The 16,720-nt window shown below is 70.0% G+C and carries 15 protein-coding genes; 6 read left to right on the top strand and 9 right to left on the bottom strand.

Going from position 1 to position 16,720, the window contains the following annotated elements:
- Positions 1–130 precede the first annotated feature (130 nt).
- Complete coding sequence (nuoD, locus tag FMP39_RS10345; protein ID WP_090488985.1) at positions 131–1,378, bottom strand: NADH dehydrogenase (quinone) subunit D; 1,248 nt, start codon at positions 1,376–1,378, stop codon at positions 131–133.
- A 12-nt stretch (positions 1,379–1,390) separates the two neighbouring features.
- A complete protein-coding gene (locus FMP39_RS10350; protein WP_020478794.1) occupies positions 1,391–1,909 on the bottom strand; it encodes an NADH-quinone oxidoreductase subunit C in 519 nt (172 codons plus the stop codon).
- A 463-nt stretch (positions 1,910–2,372) separates the two neighbouring features.
- On the opposite strand from FMP39_RS10350, the gene FMP39_RS10355 reads away from it, so the two are divergent.
- Together FMP39_RS10355 and FMP39_RS10360 are read left to right on the top strand one after the other, a co-directional pair.
- Positions 2,373–4,508, top strand: coding sequence for a sulfatase-like hydrolase/transferase (locus FMP39_RS10355; protein ID WP_141589761.1), 2,136 nt, complete (start codon positions 2,373–2,375; stop codon positions 4,506–4,508).
- Positions 4,498–4,866, top strand: a complete 369-nt coding sequence (locus FMP39_RS10360; protein ID WP_194858335.1) for a PaaI family thioesterase — start codon at positions 4,498–4,500, stop codon at positions 4,864–4,866. Before FMP39_RS10355 ends, FMP39_RS10360 begins: the two co-directional genes overlap by 11 nt.
- An 87-nt stretch (positions 4,867–4,953) precedes the next feature.
- On the opposite strand, the gene FMP39_RS10365 is transcribed toward FMP39_RS10360, so the two are convergent.
- Both FMP39_RS10365 and FMP39_RS10370 read right to left on the bottom strand, forming a co-directional pair.
- Entirely contained in the window at positions 4,954–5,517 is a 564-nt protein-coding gene (locus FMP39_RS10365; protein ID WP_013939311.1) for an NADH-quinone oxidoreductase subunit B, read from the bottom strand.
- 6 nt (positions 5,518–5,523) lie between these two features.
- Positions 5,524–5,895, bottom strand: coding sequence for an NADH-quinone oxidoreductase subunit A (locus tag FMP39_RS10370; protein ID WP_011552801.1), 372 nt, complete (start codon positions 5,893–5,895; stop codon positions 5,524–5,526).
- A 249-nt stretch (positions 5,896–6,144) separates the two neighbouring features.
- Here FMP39_RS10370 and FMP39_RS10375 point away from each other — a divergent pair, with 249 nt between their 5' ends.
- Positions 6,145–7,707 carry a methyl-accepting chemotaxis protein gene (locus tag FMP39_RS10375; RefSeq protein WP_194858336.1) on the top strand — a complete coding sequence of 521 codons (1,563 nt, stop codon included), beginning with the start codon at positions 6,145–6,147 and terminating at the stop codon, positions 7,705–7,707.
- Between the two features lie 3 nt (positions 7,708–7,710).
- Here the strand turns inward: FMP39_RS10375 and FMP39_RS10380 are convergent, their stop codons facing one another.
- The 4 genes from FMP39_RS10380 to FMP39_RS10395 form a co-directional block, all read right to left on the bottom strand.
- Positions 7,711–7,947, bottom strand: a complete 237-nt coding sequence (locus FMP39_RS10380; protein WP_090488968.1) for an amphi-Trp domain-containing protein — start codon at positions 7,945–7,947, stop codon at positions 7,711–7,713.
- A 93-nt stretch (positions 7,948–8,040) separates the two neighbouring features.
- Positions 8,041–8,931 (bottom strand): sigma-70 family RNA polymerase sigma factor, encoded by an 891-nt coding sequence (locus FMP39_RS10385; protein ID WP_141589764.1) that lies wholly within the window; start codon positions 8,929–8,931, stop codon positions 8,041–8,043.
- The gene (locus tag FMP39_RS10390; protein WP_141589765.1) at positions 8,928–12,044 is read right to left on the bottom strand and encodes a tetratricopeptide repeat protein; all 3,117 of its coding nucleotides are present in this window, start codon (positions 12,042–12,044) and stop codon (positions 8,928–8,930) included. Before FMP39_RS10390 ends, FMP39_RS10385 begins: the two co-directional genes overlap by 4 nt.
- Positions 12,045–12,101: 57 nt before the next feature.
- Positions 12,102–12,920: a PHP domain-containing protein gene (locus tag FMP39_RS10395; RefSeq protein WP_141589766.1), complete on the bottom strand. Its 819-nt coding sequence runs from the start codon at positions 12,918–12,920 to the stop codon at positions 12,102–12,104.
- Between the two features lie 118 nt (positions 12,921–13,038).
- Here FMP39_RS10395 and FMP39_RS10400 point away from each other — a divergent pair, with 118 nt between their 5' ends.
- From FMP39_RS10400 to FMP39_RS10410, 3 genes are all read left to right on the top strand, one after another.
- Positions 13,039–13,326 carry a hypothetical protein gene (locus tag FMP39_RS10400; RefSeq protein ID WP_141589767.1) on the top strand — a complete coding sequence of 96 codons (288 nt, stop codon included), beginning with the start codon at positions 13,039–13,041 and terminating at the stop codon, positions 13,324–13,326.
- 62 nt (positions 13,327–13,388) lie between these two features.
- Positions 13,389–13,823, top strand: a complete 435-nt coding sequence (locus tag FMP39_RS10405; protein ID WP_011552807.1) for an OsmC family protein — start codon at positions 13,389–13,391, stop codon at positions 13,821–13,823.
- Positions 13,824–13,929: 106 nt separating this feature from the next.
- Complete coding sequence (locus FMP39_RS10410) at positions 13,930–14,457, top strand: hypothetical protein (protein WP_228557852.1); 528 nt, start codon at positions 13,930–13,932, stop codon at positions 14,455–14,457.
- Positions 14,458–14,531: 74 nt separating this feature from the next.
- Here FMP39_RS10410 and speA read toward each other — a convergent pair whose 3' ends face one another.
- Positions 14,532–16,562, bottom strand: coding sequence for a biosynthetic arginine decarboxylase (gene speA / locus FMP39_RS10415; protein WP_194858337.1), 2,031 nt, complete (start codon positions 16,560–16,562; stop codon positions 14,532–14,534).
- Positions 16,563–16,720: the final 158 nt, after the last annotated feature.

Consider the following 16,720-nt stretch of genomic DNA (forward strand, 5'->3'; position numbering starts at 1 on the left):
GGGTTGTCCAGCTTCGCGCCGGCGGGCGGGTTGGACGGCTCGGGGCCAATCTTGGCCGCGGGCGTGTCCGTAGGCGCCCCCTTCGGAGGCGGCTGCGCATCACCGGTGGGCTTCTTCGTGTCGTTGTCGCTCACTGCTCGACCTCGCCGCCGATCATGTTGATGGTGTCAAACGTAGGGATGAGGTCCGCCAGCATCTTGCCTTCGATGATGTGGGGGACGGCCGCGAGCACCGGGAAGCCCGGGGCGCGAACGTGGACCTTGTAGGGACGGCCGCGGCCGTCGCTCACCAGGTACCAGCCCAGCTCGCCGTTGGAGGCCTCGGTGGCGTCGTACACCTCACCGGCGGGCACCTGGATGCCCTCCATCACCAGCTTGAAGTGCGACATCACGCCTTCGATGGTGCCGTAGACCTCGGGCTTGGGCGGCAGCGCGATGCGCCAGTCATCCACAATGATGGGGCCCGCGGGGATGGTGTCCATGGCCTGGCGCAGGATGCGGATGGACTGACGCATCTCCTCGAGCCGGACCAGGTAGCGGTCGTAGTTGTCGCCGTGCTCGCCCACCGGGATGTCGAAGTCGAACCGGTCGTAGACCCAGTAGGGCTTCGTCTTGCGGATGTCGTAGTCCACGCCGCACGCGCGCAGGGCGGGGCCGGTGTAGCCGAACTCGATGGCGTCCTCGGCGCTGATGACACCCGTGCCCTTCGTGCGGTCCACGAAGATTCGGTTGTTCGTCAGCAGGCCTTCCATCTCGTCGAGCAGCGCCAGGCCCTGGTCCAGCGTCTTGTGGACGCGGGGAATCCAGCCCTCGGGCAGGTCGCGGTTGCTGCCACCCACGCGGCCGAAGCTGGTGGTGAGGCGCGCGCCGGTCAGCTCGGCGGTGCGGTCATGGAGCAGCTCGCGGAACTCCATGGCGAGGAGGAACGGCGCGAAGCCGCCCATCTCCAGGCCGGTGGCGCCCACGCACGTCAGGTGGTCCGTCAGGCGGTGGAGCTCGGAGCCGATGACGCGGATGTACTGGGCGCGCTCGGGAATCTCCAGGCCGATGAGCTTCTCCACGGCGTTGAGGAACCCGAAGTTGTTCATCATCGCGGACAGGTAGTTGAGCCGGTCCGTGTAGGGCAGGCACTGCGTCCACGTGACGTTCTCGCAGCTCTTCTGGAAGCCGCGGTGCAGGAAGCCGATCTCAGGGTCGATCTTGACGATCGTCTCACCCTCGAGCTCCACCTTCAGCCGCACGGTGCCGTGCGTGGCCGGGTGGGAGGGGCCCATGTTGATGACCATCCGCTTGGTCTGGAGGTGGGCGTCCAGCTCCGACTCGTGGGCGTACGCGTCGGTGTCGGGGTTCGGCGCTTCGGGCTTGAGGGTGTCAGCCATGGATGTCCTCGCTCAGGAGAGCCCGCTGGTGCCGGGACCGCGGAAGATGTCCTTGATGGGGCGCTCGGGGATGAGCGGCTGCCGGTCACGCAGCGCGTAGTCCTTGCGCAGGGGGTGCCCCTCGAACTCGTCGTAGAGGAGGATGCGGCGCAGGTCCGGGTGCCCGTCGAAGCGGATGCCGTAGAAGTCGAAGGTCAGCCGCTCCCACCAGTTGGCGCCGCGGAAGAGCGGCACCAGGGTGGGCACCACCGGGTTGGCTTCGCTCACCCGCACCTTGAGCCGCACGTGCTCGTGCCGCTTGAGGGAGTAGAGGAAGTAGACGACCTCGAAGCGAGGGTCGTTCTCCGCCAGGTGCAGCCGATCCACGGCGTCGATGGAGCCGAACAGCTTGAACTCCAGCTCCGGGTCGTTCTTCAGGAACGCGGCGACCTTCGGGAGCGAGTCTGCATGGATGACGGCCCAGGCGCCTCCGGTCCGATCCACGTAGCGATCCGCCACCGCCTCTGGGAGCTGGGCGGAGACCCTGTCCAACGCGAAAGTGCTCAAGGGTGCCCCAATGACTAAGGGAGAAGAATCCGCGGCTTTATAAGGAGCCCTCGGCGGGTGCGTCAACGTAAACCCTCAACCATGTAGCCCACTTAGGAGGCCCAGAAGCGGGCGTTGCGCGAAACCGGGTGGGAGGATGGGCGGCGGCCCGGACAGGGGGTGGATCAGCCGGCCGCGAGCGCGACTCCGGGGTGTCCTACACTGGGCGCAAAGGTGGCCACGGGCAGTCGCTAGCGGGGCACCAAGGTGGGGGCCGCCGGCATCCAGGCGAAGGTCCCGGCTGTCATCGGGATGAGCACCGTGAGGTGATGCAGGGCCTCGCTGGCTGCCCGTCGAGGCGGAGTCAAGGCCGTCCATTCTGCAAGGCCCTCGCGCGGAGCGCACGTTGGCGAGGGGCGGTCGTCCGACCGGCACACGCCTGTTTCAATCGGGTATAGAAGAGGAGGTCATGCCCGAATCCCCCCCTTCCGGCATTCTCCGTTCCTGGTGGCCGCGCCTGCTCGTGGGGGCCGTGCTGGGTGTGTTGCTGTTCGCCGCCGAGTCGTGGCTGCTGCTGCGCTCGGGTGTCGTGGGCATGGACATCCCGGTGGATGGCCCCTACGCCGCGTTGATGGCGGCCGTGCGGCCTGTCCTCCCTGGCCTGCTGTTGCGGATCGCGGCCGTGTATGCCGTGGCCGGCATGGTGCTGGCCGTGGCGGGGACATTGCTTGCGCGTGCCTGGGGACGGGGCGGCGCGTGGGCGACGTTGGGGCAGGGGCTGCTGCTGTTCGTGCTGCTGGCGTGGGACCGGGCCATCGCGCGTCCGGCCCTGTTCGATGACCTGCCCGCGCTCCGGTCCCTGCTGGCCTGGCTGGTGGATCATGGCGAGCCCTGGCATCCCCGCGCGGTGCTGGCGGCCTGGCTGGTGGCGCACGCGGCGGTGTGGGTGGCGCGCACGCGGCAGTGGCGACGCGCGGGATGGGCAGGCGCGGCGCTGGCGGGCATGGCGGGGCTGCTGGCGGTGGGGAAGGGGATGGCTGGACGCGGCGCGCCCGAGCATCCGCTGGTGGTCGTCATCGGCATCGATGCGTTCCGGCCGGACCGGCTGAAGTCGCAGGGGGGCTCGGGCGAGGTGGCGCCCCATGTGGAGCGCCTGCTGGAGGAGGCCACGCTCTTCACCCGCGCGTACACACCCATTGCTCAGACGGAGCCCGCGTGGCGTTCGCTGCTCACCGCGCGGTGGCCGCACGAGACGGGCGTGCGCTACTCGCTGACGTCCGACTCGCGGATGCAGCTCCAGCGAACCTTCGCGGAGTCCTTCTCCCAGGCGGGGTGGCGCACGGTGTTCGCCACCGACTGCTCGCGCTTCCACGCGGAGGGGCCCGCGTCCGGCTTCGAGACGCGCCTGCAGCCGCCGCGCGGGGCGGTGAATTTCCTCCTGGAGAAGCTGCGTTACCGCGCGCTGGGCATGTTCGCCGACCACGCGTTGGGCGCCGCCTGGTTGCCCGAGTTCATCGACAACCGCGCGCTGGCCGGCATCCATGACCCCATGGGCTACGCGGAGCGGCTGGCCTCGCGGCTGGTGGACGAGGCGAGCCAGGGCCCCACGTTGTTCGCCTTCCATGCGACGGCGGCGCACTTCCCGGGCGACCCGGTGCATCCGTTCTATCGCCGCTTCGTGCCCGCCTCGGAGCCGCTGGAGCGCCGGCTGCGCATGCACTTCGCCCCGGTGTCTCCAGGCGCGAAGGGCGGCTGGAACCGGGCGGGCGCGGAGGCGCTCTACGACGAGCTGATTGCACAGGCGGACGCGCAGGTGGGGACGCTGCTGGACGCGCTGCGCCGCTCCGGGCGCTATGACGATGCGCTCATCCTCCTGCTGTCGGACCATGGCGAGAGCTTCCACGCGGACCGCGAGGACCTCGCGGGCGCCACGCCGGTGCATGGCGCGCGGCTGTCGGAGGAGGAGAACCGCATCCTCCTGGCGGTGAAGCCGCCCAAGGGGCGGGGGACGACGCCAGCCCTGGTGGATTCGCTGGTGCGGTTGGTGGACGTGGGGCCCACGCTGCTGGAGCTGTCCGGGCTGCCGGGCCTGTCGGATGTGGACGGCGTGTCGCTGGCGCCGCTGCTGCGCGGCGAGGACCTGGGCCCACTGTCGCTGTACGCGGAGACGGGCTTCACCCATGTGCTGCCGGAGGTGTTCGACCCGGGGCACTGGCCGGGGGCGCCTCGCTCCTTCGACGCGTACCGCATCCGTCCGGATGGCGTGGTGGAGATGGGGCCCGCGGCCCACGCCCGCATCCTCCAGGAGAAGGACGTGGGCGCCTTCGACGGCCAGCGCTGGTGGGTGGACCGGCCCCAGGCCAACGGCACGGTGCTTCGCGCCTGCCAGGGCGACTGTGAAGGGCCGGACGCCCTGGCGCTGGAGGCGTGGTTCGACCGCGTGCAGGGTCGGACGGCGGCGGGAGGCTGGCGTAAGGTGGCCGGCCATGTCGACGACTCCGGACACCCAGAGCCTTCAGGAACGCTACGCGCCCCAAAACAGCTGCTTCGGATGCGGCCCGGCCAACGCCCAGGGCCTGCGCATCCGCAGCCGCGTGGAGGGTGATGCCGTCGTCGCGGAGTGGACGCCGCAAGAGCACCACCACGCCTTCGACGGCGTGCTCAGCGGCGGCATCGTCGGCACGCTGCTGGACTGTCACTGCAACTGGACAGCGGCCTACCACCTGATGCGCGCGCAGGGCGGGGACGCGCCGCCGTGCACCGTCACCGCCGAGTACGCCATCACCCTCAAGCGTCCCACGCCCATGGCCGGGCCGCTGCGCCTGGAGGCGAAGCCGGTGGACATCCAGGGGGACCGCGCCGTCATCGAAGGCACGCTCACCGCGGGAGGGAAGGTGACGGCCACCTGCCGGGGCACCTTCGTCGCCGTGAAGCCGGGCCACCCCGCGTACCACCGCTGGTAGTGGCGCCAGAAATACCAAGGCCCCGGCGCTTCCACCGACTGAGGCGGGAAGCGGGCGGGGCCCTGGCGGTACCGCGCGTGGGGCGCGTTACTTGTTCATGGACAGCAGCAGGTTGTGCCGCGCGGCCGTGGGGTTGGCCTCCTCGCGGTCCGCGATGCGGTGGACCTGGTTGCCAATCTTGTCCTGCAGCAGCATCAGGCCGTCGAGCACCTGCTCCGGGCGCGGAGGGCAGCCGGGGATGTAGACGTCCACCGGGATGATGCGGTCGATGCCCTGGAGCACCGCGTAGTTGTCGTAGAAGCCGCCCGAGGACGCGCACACGCCGAAGGCCACGACCCACTTGGGCTCGGCCATCTGCTCATAGACGCGCTTGAGGATGGGGGCCTGCTTCAGGTTGATGGTGCCCACCACCATCAGCAGGTCCGCCTGGCGCGGCGAGAAGCGGGGGAACTCCGCGCCGAAGCGGGAGATGTCGTGCCGGCTGGCGGCCACGGACATGTACTCCATGCCGCAGCAGGCCGTGGCGTACGGATAGGTGAAGAGCGAGTACTTGCGCGCCCAACCCAGGCCCTTCGAGACGATGGACTGGAGCCAGCCCATGGACTCGTCACGGCGGGTCGTCACGATGTTTGCGAGGTCAGCGTCAGCCATGATGTCTCAGCTCTCCCAGTCCAGGGCGCCCTTCTTCCAGATGTAGATAAGGCCGACCACCAGCGTCACGGCGAAAACCAGCATCTCCACGTACCCGAACCAGCCGAGCGCCTGGAAGTTCACCGCCCAGGGGTACAGGAACACCGCTTCCACGTCGAACACGATGAACAGCAGGGCCACGACGTAGAACTTCACCGCGAAGCGCTGCCGCGCCGGGCCGCTCGACTCGGAGCCGGCCTCGAAGCTGGTCGCCTTGATGGCGCTCGGGCGGCGAGGACCCAGCCGCGTGGTGATCTGGGGAATGAGCATCGCCATGCCACCCGCCAGCAGCAGGACGACGGCCAGCGGCAGGTATGGCGTGAGGGGAGTCGGAGTCATCGCGCGCGGAACCTAATGACACCGTGCTCGCAATGTCAAAGGGAAAGTCCAGGGAGCAGCGCGCCAACCCCTTGAGATGACGGCGAAAAGCGGTGTTCATGGGACCCCGGGGCGCGCCTGGCGTGGATCAGCCGCCCGCAGGGCTCCGGTCTGGTCGGCCGGTTTGACGCTCCGCGAAGGGACGCCTACCGTCCGAGAACCGTCGGTATCCATCCGGCGTGGAACTTTCTCACCGGGGAGATGGCAAGCATGTGGGGCCGGCTCGGCTTGCGGACGCAGGTGGCCATCGCGGTGCTCGTGCCGTGCCTGGCGGTGGTGAGCTTCTGCGTCGTGTACTTCCCCATGCACCAGCGGGAAGTCACGCTGGAATTGCTGCAGAAGCGGGTGCGGGTGGTGGCGCGGCTGATATCGCAGCACCCCGCGCTCCTGTCCGCGGACAGCACGCCGGAATCCACGGCCCGGGTGCGGGACGTGTTGTCGATGCTGGAGGCCCCGGAGGCGCTGAACGAGCGCAGCGGCTTCACCCTGCGCTACCAGGGGCTGGTGTCGGCGGAAGGCACCGTGCTCCATGGGCGCGGCTCCATTCCCACGGCCATCCGCTCGCTCGGCGTGGAGGGGCTGGAGGGCTGCGCCACGTCCACCCAACACGACGAGGTGTCGGTCCGCTGCGCCAGTGGTGAGCGCATCTACGTGGCGGGCTTCGGCGTCCAGGAAGCGCTCAGCTCGGTGGATGACATGCGGGGCGCGGTGCTGGCCGGACTGGCGGGCGCGCTGGTGCTGGGGCTGGCCTTGTCGTTGTTCATCAGCCGCGCCATCGCCGAACCGGTGGCCCGGGTGACGGAGGTGGTGCGGGACGTGGCCCGGGGCGACATGTCGCGCGGGGAGCTGGATGTGCCGGCCACGGGCGAAGTGCGCCTCATGGCGCAGTCCTTCAACAAGATGCTGGGCACGCTGCGCACCTCGGTGATGGAGATGGTTTCGCGCACGGAGCAGCTGTCCGGCGCGTCGCGGGGCCTGTTGGGGGCGTCCGCGGACCAGGAGCACGTCATCAGCCAGCAGGCGGCGTACGCGCAGCAGATTGCCGCCACGTTCGAGGAGCTGAGCCGCACGGCCGAGCAGATTTCCAGCTCCACGGAGGTGGTGGAGTCGAGCGCGCGGCGCACCCACGAGGCCGTGGCGGAGGCCATGGCGGTGGTTGCGCAGGTGGTGGCGGGCATCAACGACATCCGCACCGAGTCCAAAGGCGTGGCGGACGCGATTGTCGGCCTCAACCAGGACCTGCAGCAGGTGTCGAAGATTGCCCAGGTCATCAACCAGGTGGCGGAGCGCTCCGACTTGCTGGCGCTGAACGCGGCGCTGGAGGGCACCAAGGCGGGCGAGGTGGGGCGGGGCTTCTCGCTGGTGGCCGCGGAGATGCGCAAGCTGGCGGAGAACGTGTCCGCATCCGCGCGTGACATCGCCCGCATCGTGGAGAAGGTGCAGGACTCCGGCGAGGAAGCGGCGGCCAAGGCCCGCGTGGGCATGGCCACCAGCGACCGGGGCGTGGAGGTGGCCGAGCAGGCCTCCTCCGTGTTCCAGCGAATCGTCGAGCTGGCGCGCGGCACCAGCGAGGCGGCGCGGCAGATCACCATCGCCACCCGTCAGCAGCGCCAGTCCAGCGAGCAGGCCGTGCAGGGCGCCCGCAACGTCGCGGAGCTGGTGAAGCAAGGCGTGGACGCGACGGGACGCACCACGCGCATCGCCCAGGACCTGCAGGCGGTGGCCGAGGGGCTCACCGCCGTCACCAGCCGCTTCAAGACGACGCGGAACTGAGGCTCACTCCCGCTGCCAGCGCAGCTGGAACTCGACCTCGTCCACGCCGCCCTCGCGCTCGTGCTCGATGTTGAAGAGCGCGTCGGCGGGGATGCGCAGGCGCTCGCCAGCGACCTGGATGTTGAAGGCCTTGCCCTCCTCGATGGCGTCGGCCAACCGCCGCAGCTTCGCGACGAAGTCCTTGCGCGGGTACGTCTTCTCCAGGTCTCGGTTCGCTCGCTTCGCCTTCTTCTGCGCCATCGTTGAGGGCTCTTTCGTCCAGGGTTTCCCTGGATGATGGCATCGCCCGCGATGAATGCGCAGCCTGAATCAGCGCGGCAGTCGAGGCACGCGTCAGCTCATCAGCCGGTGGAGGCTGAGGTCCAGGCGGCTCTGGACCAGGCCCAGGAGGCTCTCCACCTCGCGCCCGTCCAGTTTCAGCCGAGCGGCCAGCTCTCGGTGGGTCTGCTTCAGGAGCCGCTCACGGGCCTGGGCCACGTGGCGTGCCACGCTGGAGCGGGGCTCCGCGTACAGCGTGGCGATGCGGTCCATGGTGAGGCCGTGGAGATGGTGCAGGCGCAAGAGCGCGCGCTCCCGTTCGGACAACGTCGCCAGCGCAGCCTGCAGGGATTCGGACAGGGCTTGCCGGGAGTGGGCCTGGAGCACGTTTCGCTCGGGGTCGTCCCGGGACAACAGCTGCTCCAAGGCCTCCGGAGGTGTGGAGGACTGCTCGTGGCGGCCGGTCTGCTCCAGCAGCTCGCCGCCGATGCGCGAGGCGACGATTCGCACCCAGCCGCCCAGCGAGCCCCGGCCCGAGTACTCCGCGATTTTCGGCGCGCCGCCGTGAACGCCCAGCAGGAGCCGCTGGCGCGTCACCTGGAGCACTTCGTCCACCATCGCCGTGAGGTGCCGGGACAGTCGTGCGGCGGCTTTCTGGAGGACGTGCTTCTCGAAGAGCTGCAACGCCTGGGGCTCTCCCTGGGCACAGGCACACGCCAGGTAGACGTCCGCGGCATGGAGCTGTTTGAGCGCATCCAGGGGTGGGCCTTCCGCGCGCAGGTGCCGGCCCACGTGGTGCAACAGGGCCGCGGGCGCCAGCGCCACGGTGGGCCACGCCGCACGGCCTTGGTCGAGCAGCTCCGTGAGCAGGGCCTCCAGCGCGGGCGCGGAGCGCAGCGTATCGTGCAGTGACTCGGGGGCCCCCGCGAGCAGCAGCGGCGTCAGCGTTTCCGGAGCCTGGCTCATCGGGTGACCTCGCTCACACGGGGCAGGTGCCGCGCCTGCCACGCCTCGAGTTCGTCGTGCTCGCGCCGGGCGCGCAGACCCTGGGCTTCCAGCCACGCTTTCGCCTCGCGGACGAGGGCCGTGGCCTGCTCCCGTCCCTCCGGAGTGGGCCGTTCCCACAGGGCCCGTGCGAGGAGGAAGGACACTCGCGCGGCTTCCTTCCGGTCCAGCCACACGCGAGCATGGATGCGCCGTGCGCGCTCGAGCAACGGGACGGCTTGCTCGGGCGCGCGCAGACTCAGGTGGGCCTCTCCGAGGCAGGCGAGGTCGAGCGCGACGTCCGGGCTGTCGTCCCCCTGCGCGGCTTCATCCAGCGCCAGGGCGCGCTGGCAGCGGGTCAGCGCCGCCCGGAATGCGCCCGTCTCCAGGTCCACCCGGGCCAGGTCCCGCACCACGCCACATGCCACCACGCTGTCGGTGCCGTTCGCCTTCTGGAGGAGGCCAAGCGCCTGCGTCAGGTTGCGCCGCGCCGCCGCCGGCCTGCCCGCGCGCAGGTGAATGAGGCCCAGGTTGCGCAGCGACATCTCCAGGCGCGGCGAGTCCTGGCCCACGCTGCGTTGGATGCGCTCCAGCGCCTGCTGGTTGTGGGCGAGCGCCTCGTCGAGCCGGTTGGAGTCATAGGCCACCATGCCCAGCCCGCCGAGCGCGGTGACGGTGCTGGGGTGGTCCGTCCCCTTGCTGCGCTCGAAGATGGCCAGGGCTCGCGCATAGTGGCTCCGGGCTTCCTCCAGGCGCCCCTCGCGGCGCAGCAGGCCGGCCAGGTTGTTGAGGGGAGCGGCCAGGCTCGCATGGTCCTTGGAGCGCGCGGCCTCCAGCAGCGCCAGCGAGCGTTGGAACGTGTCGAGCGCTTCTTGCGTGCGGCCCAGGGCAAGCAGCTCGGTGGCGATGTTGTTGAGGTTGAGCGCGAGCACCGGGTGCTCGGGGCTCCACTGTCGCTCCTGGAACGCGTAGGCCTGCGCCTCCTGGTAGAGCGCCAGGGCCTCCTCCGCGCGAAGCTGCCGCGAGCGGACGCGTCCCAGTCCGGTGAGGAAGTACGTCACGCGAGGCCGTGAGGGGCCCGCGGTCCTCCGCGCCAGCTCCAGTCCCTGGGTGAACTCCGCGTCCGCTTCGTCCAGCTTGCCCTGCACCAGGAGCAAGCCGCCCATTCGCAGGTGCAGGTCGGTGGCGATGTGCGGGAAGCGCTCGCGGCCCAGCCGCTCCACCGCGGCGCGGGCGTGGTGCACCAGCCGGTTCGCCTCGTCCATGCGCGCCATCTGGTCGCCCACCACCCACAGGAGGAGGTTCCAGACACGGGCCACGGTTTCGTCGTCGCGGCCCGCCTCGGCGGCCCAGAGCGCCTTGTAGAGGTGCTCCTCGGCTTCCTTGGGCTTGCCCGCGAGCCCATGGGCATAGCCGTGCAGCGTGAGGACCTCTGCCTCCAGCGGCCGGTAGTCCAGCCCCTGGATGTCCTGGAGCAAGGCCGTCGTCTCCTTCAACGCGCCGGAGTGGTTGCCCGCGTCCATGTACGCCCGTGCCTCGGCCAGCTTGCGCCGCGCCGCGTCCACGCGAGGCCGCAGGGCATCCGGAGGCTGCGGCCGGTTCGCCAGCTCCGGAGCATCCCGGCAGCCGGAGACGCCCTCCAGGGACGCCACCATCTGCGGCGCGTGCTGCACCGTTCGCGCGTCCGCCTTCTCCAGCACGTCGACGACGGCAGCCAGGTGCCACAGCCGCGTGTCCAGGCACGCGGCCGTCTGCCATGAGGCGTGGGTGTCATCGCGCGAGGCCGTGCACGCATCGGTGCGCAGCTCGCGCCACGTGTCCGCGTGTCCGTCGAGCGTGCTGGCGACGGCTTCCCACGCGGCGGCTGCGAAGGGCTTGCCCGTGGCCAGGAAGGCCGCATGGATTCGCGCGCGACGCTCCGGTCCCCAGATGGTGGTGAGCCGCTCCGCCTCCAACTCGCAGCGGGCCTGCCTCCGATGCGCCGCCACGTAGCCCACGGTGAGCCCTACGAGACACGCCACGGCGGCGGAGGCGCCCACCCAGGCAAGGCGCCTTCCAGCGCGGGGGGCCAGCTCGGTCAGCAGCGCCTCCATCGATGGGAAGCGCTCTTCCGGCCGGGCTCTCAAACCCCGCAGCACCGCGCGCCGCACACGGGCCGGGATTTTCGATTCGCGCTCGGGCGCGCGGATGCGTCCTTCCCGCGCGGCCTGGCCCAACGCCTCCAGCGTCCGGCCCTCGAAGGGGCGCACGCCGTGGAGCGCTTCGTACAGCGCCACGCAGAAGCTGAACTGGTCCGAGCGCGCGTCCACGCCGTGACCTTGAAGCTGCTCGGGCGCCATGTACGCGGGCGTGCCCAGCAGCGCGCCCGAATGGGTCAGCGGCGAGTCCACCAGCGAGGCCGGCGCCGTCACCGTGTCCAGGCTCACTGGCGCGGCGTGGCCCGAGACTCGCCGGTGGGAGGGCCGGGCCAGACCGAAGTCCGTCACCCGCACGCGCCCATCCTTCCCAACCAGCACGTTGCCCGGCTTGAAGTCGCGGTGGACCAGCCCGGCGGCGTGAGCGGCCGCCAGTCCCCGGCCCGCGTCCACGAAGACGCGCACCACGTCCTGCCAGGGCCTCGGCGCCTCCAGCCACTCCGCCAGCGACGCGCCCTCCACCAACTCCAGCGCCAGGAAGACACAGTCCTCGCAGACGCCCACGTCGTAGACGGTGACGACGTGTGGATGGGCCAGCCGGGCCAGGGCTTGAGCCTCGCGCAGCAGCCGCAAGCGCAGCTCCTCCAGGTGTCGGCCCTCGGGGCGCAGCAACTTCAGCGCGACCCTTCGGTCCAGCTCCGGGTCATGGGCCGCGTACACCTCGCCCATGGCGCCCCGGCCAATGCGCTCCTGCACCACGTAGCGTGAGAGCTGGGTGCCCGTGGTCACCAGCGGGCCATCATCGGGCAGGGGCACGGCCTCCGCCGCACTGGCGCCCAGGGCCAGGTGCTCCTGGCAGCGCTCACATCCTTCCACGTGGGCCAGGACGCGCGTGCGGTGCGCGTCCGGGAGCGCCCCTTCGAGGAAGTCGCTCAGTGTCGTCTCGCTCGGGCACCCCATGGAGGCCCGGAGACTAACAAATTCCTGGACTTTTCACTTTTACCCGCCTGGGGCGGTTCAGGCCTGGGCGCGTGACTTGAGGCGGGCGAAGAGCTCGGGAGGCATGGAGGCGGTGCCCAGCCGGTGGTCGGCGGAGATGGCCTCGCCGTGGAAGTCGCTGCCAGCGGTGGGGACCAGGCCCAGCTCCTTGGCCAGGCCGAGATACTTCTGACGCACGCTGGGGTTGTGGTCCTCGTGCAGCACCTCGAGGCCCGCCAGTCCCGCCTGGGCGAGCGCGCGGATCTCCAGTCGCTCCATGCGTGATGAACCCGGGTGGGCGAGGGTGGCCGTGCCGCCCGCGTTGCGGATGAGGCGGATGGCGTCCTCGCCCGCCAGCTTGAAGCGCTCCACCCAGGCGGCGCCGCGCATGCCCAGGAAGCGGTCGAAGGCCTCCTTCACGTCCACCACCCAGCCGCGGTCCACCAGCACGCGGGCCAGATGGGGACGGCCCAACTGCGCGTCGCCGGCCACCGCCCGGACGTGCTCCATGCGCACGGGGTAGCCCAGCTGCCGCATGCGCTCCAGCAGGGCTTCCATGCGCTGCTCGCGCTCCAGCCGGAGCCGGTCGGCGAAGCGAGCGATGTCCTCGTCGTCCGGCCTCAGGAAGTGCCCCAGGATGTGGCACTCGCGTCCATGAATGAACGCGGAGATTTCGATGCCCGGCACCAACTCCACGCCGTGGGCCCGCGCCGCGACCTCGGCCTCGGCCAACCCCGCGACGGTGTCGTGGTCGGTCACCGCCAACACCGTCACCCCGGCGGCGGCGGCCCGCGCCAGCAGCTCCGTGGGCGCATATTGACCGTCGCTGGCGGTGGTGTGCGAGTGCAGGTCAATCACGGCGGGCTCCAGGGTGTGGGGGGAATGTTCCCCATACGCGACCTATGCCGGGTTTCACACCAACTTGCGGCATGGGGGGTGCCGCCGCCACCCTGGGTGTGGCTACTGTCCGAGTCCTATGGGCAAGAAGTCCGATACGACCATCGAGAACCGGGTCTACCTCTTCGAGTCATTGGCGAGCAGCTACGTGGCGTCCGCCACCGAGGTCTTGGCCTCGGAGGACCCCGCGGTGCGGCAGCGCGCGCGCCGGGCCCTGGCGGAGCTGGCCTTCGTGTCCTGTGTCATGGCGGACACTGCTCATCTGCCAGCCGAGCAGGTTCGGGCCCAGGTGCTCGGCGCGCCCGAGCGCGTCCCGGAGGCACCTTCGAAGGTGTCCGGCGGCGCGGCCCGGAAGCGCAACAAGTAGCGGCCCCTGTCGCGGTTCGGGTGGTATGTCGGCGGAGCCCTTTTGCTTCGAGGAGCGCCGACATGAGCCCGCCGCAGACGCCCGCCACGGGCGTGGTGATGACGCTGGTCAGCCAGCCCCAGTTCAAGACGCAGCTCACCCATGGCCCATCGGGCACGGTGAATCAGACGGAGGCGCCGCGCGACAACGGCGGCACCGGTGGCAGCTTCTCGCCCACGGACCTGGTGGGCGCGGCGCTGATGTCGTGCGCGGTGACGACGATGCACCTGTTCGCCTCGCGTGAAGGCATTGCCCTGGGCGAGGTCAGCGCCCGTGTGGAGAAGCGGATGTCGCCCCCGCCGCGCCGCATCGCCGAGCTGGTGCTGGACATCCAGATGCCGGCCGGCCTGTCCGCCGAGCACCGGGCCACACTGGAGAAGGTGGGCCGTGAGTGCCCGGTGGCCCGCAGCCTCCACCCGGACGTGAAGCTGCCGCTGACGTTCAGCTATCCGGACTGAGGACGCCAGGCCGCTTGCCCTCCAGGGGGCCTGCCCGCGAATGCTGCGGGTGGGCCCCTTCGTGTTCATCCTCCCCGGCTGCGGGGCTCGTCCTGGAGGACACGGCATGCATGCGAAGCGGCTGGGCATCTACCTCAATGACCACCTGGCGGGCTCGGTGGGCGGGCTGGAGCTGGCAATCCGCACGGAGGCGGAGAACCACGGCAACCTGCTGGGCCGCTATCTGGTGACGCTCATCCCCGAGCTGAAGGAAGACCAGACCACGCTGCTATCGGTGATGGACGCCCTGGAGCTGAAGCGAGATGGGCTGAAGACGCGCGCCGCGTGGGCCGTGGAGAAGGTGAGCCGGCTGAAGTTGAACGGCACGTTCGTGCGCTATTCGCCCTTGAGCCGGCTGCTGGAGTTGGAAGGCCTGTGCTCGGCCACGGATGGCCGATTGTCCCTCTGGCGCACGCTGGCGCGCGTGTCGGTGAAAGACGCGCGGCTCGCGGTGTTTCCCTTCGAGTCGCTCGTGCAGCGCGGCGAGGCGCAGCGCTCCGTGCTCCAGCGCCTGAGGGCCCAGGCGGCCGACGTGGCCTTCGCGGAGGAGCCGCAGCCCTTCGGGACCGGAGAGCCCCTCGTCGCGGGCCACTGACGGACGCCCGGGCATGAAGAAGCCCCCTGCCGCGGCGAGCGACAGGGGGCGAGGACTTCATTCCGGCGCGGGGCTCAGGTGCCCGACGTTCCCGAAGCGCCGGCGGGCGGCGTCGTGGGCCGGGCGCCCGAGGCGTCCGGCGTGGGCACCAGACGGAGCTGGCTGGCGCTGCTGCCGAAGCTCGCGTCCACCTCGCGCTCCAGGTACGTGTAGCCGGACAGGCCATCCTCGTACATGCGCAGCAGGTTGCGCGATTCGTCCAGGGTGATGCGGCCCTGGCGCAGCGCGGCCTCGGTGAACTTGCGCAGCTTCGCCACCAGGTCGTCCTTGGTGTAGCTGACGTAGTTGAGCACCTCCGTCACCGTGTCGCCGGCCACCACATTGTCGATGAGGTAGCCCCCGTTGGGCCCCAGCGACACCTGCACGGCGTGCGTGTCGCCGAACAGGTTGTGGAGGTCGCCGAGGATCTCCTGGTAGGCGCCCACCATGAAGATGCCCAGGTAGTAGTCGTCATCGTTGAGCGCGTGCAGCTCGAGGGCGTCCTTCACCTCGCGCTTGTCGATGAAGTGCTCGATCTTCCCGTCCGAGTCGCAGGTGATGTCCGCCAGCGTCGCGCGGCGCGTCGGCTTCTCCGCCAGCCGGTGGATGGGCATCATCGGGAAGAGCTGGTCGATGGCCCACGAGTCCGGCAGCGACTGGAACACGGAGAAGTTGCAGAAATACGTGTCGTTGAGCGCCTTCTCCAGGGAGTCCAGCTCCTCGGGAATCTCGCCCTGCTCACGCGCGATGCGCATGATCTTGTGGCAGGTGGCCCAGTAGATGTTCTCCGCCGCCACGCGCTGCTCCAGCGACAGGTGGCCCAGCGAGAAGAGGGTGAGGCTCTCCTCCTTGGCGTCCTGCGCGTCGTGCCACGCCTCCAGCAGGTTCTTGTTGGTGACCTCGCGGTAGGTGGACCAGAGGTTGCGCACCACGGAGGGCGCCTTCTCGTCCACCTTGTCGGGGACCGGCGCCGGGCCGAACTCACTGGTGCCCAGCACATCCACCACCAGCACCGCGTGGTGCGCCACCACGGCGCGGCCGGACTCCGACACCAGCGTGGGGTGCGGCACGCCGGCCCGGTCGCAGGCCTCCATGACGCCGAACACCACGTCGTTGGCGTACTCCTCCGTGGTGTAGTTCATGGAAGAGGCGAAGTTCGTCTGGGAGCCGTCGTAGTCCACGCCCAGGCCGCCGCCCACGTCCAGGTACTTCAGCGGCGCGCCCTGACGGGCCACCTCCACGTAGAAGCAGCCCACCTCACGCAGCGCGTTCTTCACATTGCGGATGTTGGAGATCTGGCTGCCCAGGTGGAAGTGCAGCAGCTCGAAGGAGTTGAGCAGGCCCGCGTCCTTCATGAAGCCGATGCAGTTCATCAGCTCGGAGGAGGTCAGGCCGAACTTGGAGCGGTCGCCGCCGCTGGCCTCCCACTTGCCGGCGCCGCGCGTGGACAGCTTCACGCGAATGCCCAGCCGGGGGGGGATGCCCGTGCGCCGGGCGACCTCCGCGATGAGCGGCAGCTCGCTGGGCTTCTCCACCACCAGGATGACGTTGCGGCCCAGGCGCGAGTAGAAGAGCGCCGTCTCGATGTACTCCTCATCCTTGTAGCCGTTGCAGATGACGAGCGCGTTTTCGTTCTCCAGCAGCGCCATCACCGCGAGCAGCTCCGGCTTGCTGCCGGCCTCCAGCCCGTAGTTGTAGCCCTTGCCCGCCTCGATGAGGGTCTCCACCACGTAGCGGTGCTGGTTCACCTTGATGGGGTACACGCCGCGGTAGCCGCCCTTGAACCCCTGATCGTTCATGGCCTTGCGGAAGGCCTCGTTCAGGTGGACCACGCGGTGGCGCAGCACGTCCGTGAAGCGGATGAGCAGCGGCAGGCCGATGCCCCGGCGGCGCACTTCGTCGACCAGCTCCTTCAGGTCCATGTTCGGGGCCTGGGGACCGTCCGGATGGACGATGACATGGCCCTTCTCATTGATGCCGAAGTAGGGGTTGCCCCAGTTCCGGATTCCGTACAGCTCGTGCGCGTCGGCAAGGGTCCAGCGGTGGGGAGGGGCGTTTACGGGCATCGGCGTCTCGAGGCTCCCTGGGGTAGATGGGGTGGACTCCCGTGAACAACGGACGATCACAGGAATCGCGCGGGAACTATCGGAAAGCCCCTCGGTATTCAACAGCCGCTTGTGCGGAGGGCAGGCAGGCTGGCGGGGCGGCCGCCCGGTGCTCCTCC

This window comes from Myxococcus sp. AB056 (assembly GCF_006547365.1).
GTDB classification, from domain to species: domain Bacteria; phylum Myxococcota; class Myxococcia; order Myxococcales; family Myxococcaceae; genus Myxococcus; species Myxococcus virescens.

Bases quoted from the DNA above. Each gene is read 5' to 3' on its own strand.
- nuoD (WP_090488985.1), bottom strand. From the start codon at position 1,378: ATGGCTGACACCCTCAAGCCCGAAGCGCCGAACCCCGACACCGACGCG.
- FMP39_RS10355 (WP_141589761.1), top strand. From the start codon at position 2,373: ATGCCCGAATCCCCCCCTTCCGGCATTCTCCGTTCCTGGTGGCCGCGC.
- FMP39_RS10365 (WP_013939311.1), bottom strand. From the start codon at position 5,517: ATGGCTGACGCTGACCTCGCAAACATCGTGACGACCCGCCGTGACGAG.
- FMP39_RS10370 (WP_011552801.1), bottom strand. From the start codon at position 5,895: ATGACTCCGACTCCCCTCACGCCATACCTGCCGCTGGCCGTCGTCCTG.
- FMP39_RS10375 (WP_194858336.1), top strand. From the start codon at position 6,145: ATGTGGGGCCGGCTCGGCTTGCGGACGCAGGTGGCCATCGCGGTGCTC.
- FMP39_RS10380 (WP_090488968.1), bottom strand. From the start codon at position 7,947: ATGGCGCAGAAGAAGGCGAAGCGAGCGAACCGAGACCTGGAGAAGACG.
- FMP39_RS10385 (WP_141589764.1), bottom strand. From the start codon at position 8,931: ATGAGCCAGGCTCCGGAAACGCTGACGCCGCTGCTGCTCGCGGGGGCC.
- FMP39_RS10390 (WP_141589765.1), bottom strand. From the start codon at position 12,044: ATGGGGTGCCCGAGCGAGACGACACTGAGCGACTTCCTCGAAGGGGCG.
- FMP39_RS10400 (WP_141589767.1), top strand. From the start codon at position 13,039: ATGGGCAAGAAGTCCGATACGACCATCGAGAACCGGGTCTACCTCTTC.
- FMP39_RS10405 (WP_011552807.1), top strand. From the start codon at position 13,389: ATGAGCCCGCCGCAGACGCCCGCCACGGGCGTGGTGATGACGCTGGTC.
- FMP39_RS10410 (WP_228557852.1), top strand. From the start codon at position 13,930: ATGCATGCGAAGCGGCTGGGCATCTACCTCAATGACCACCTGGCGGGC.
- speA (WP_194858337.1), bottom strand. From the start codon at position 16,562: ATGCCCGTAAACGCCCCTCCCCACCGCTGGACCCTTGCCGACGCGCAC.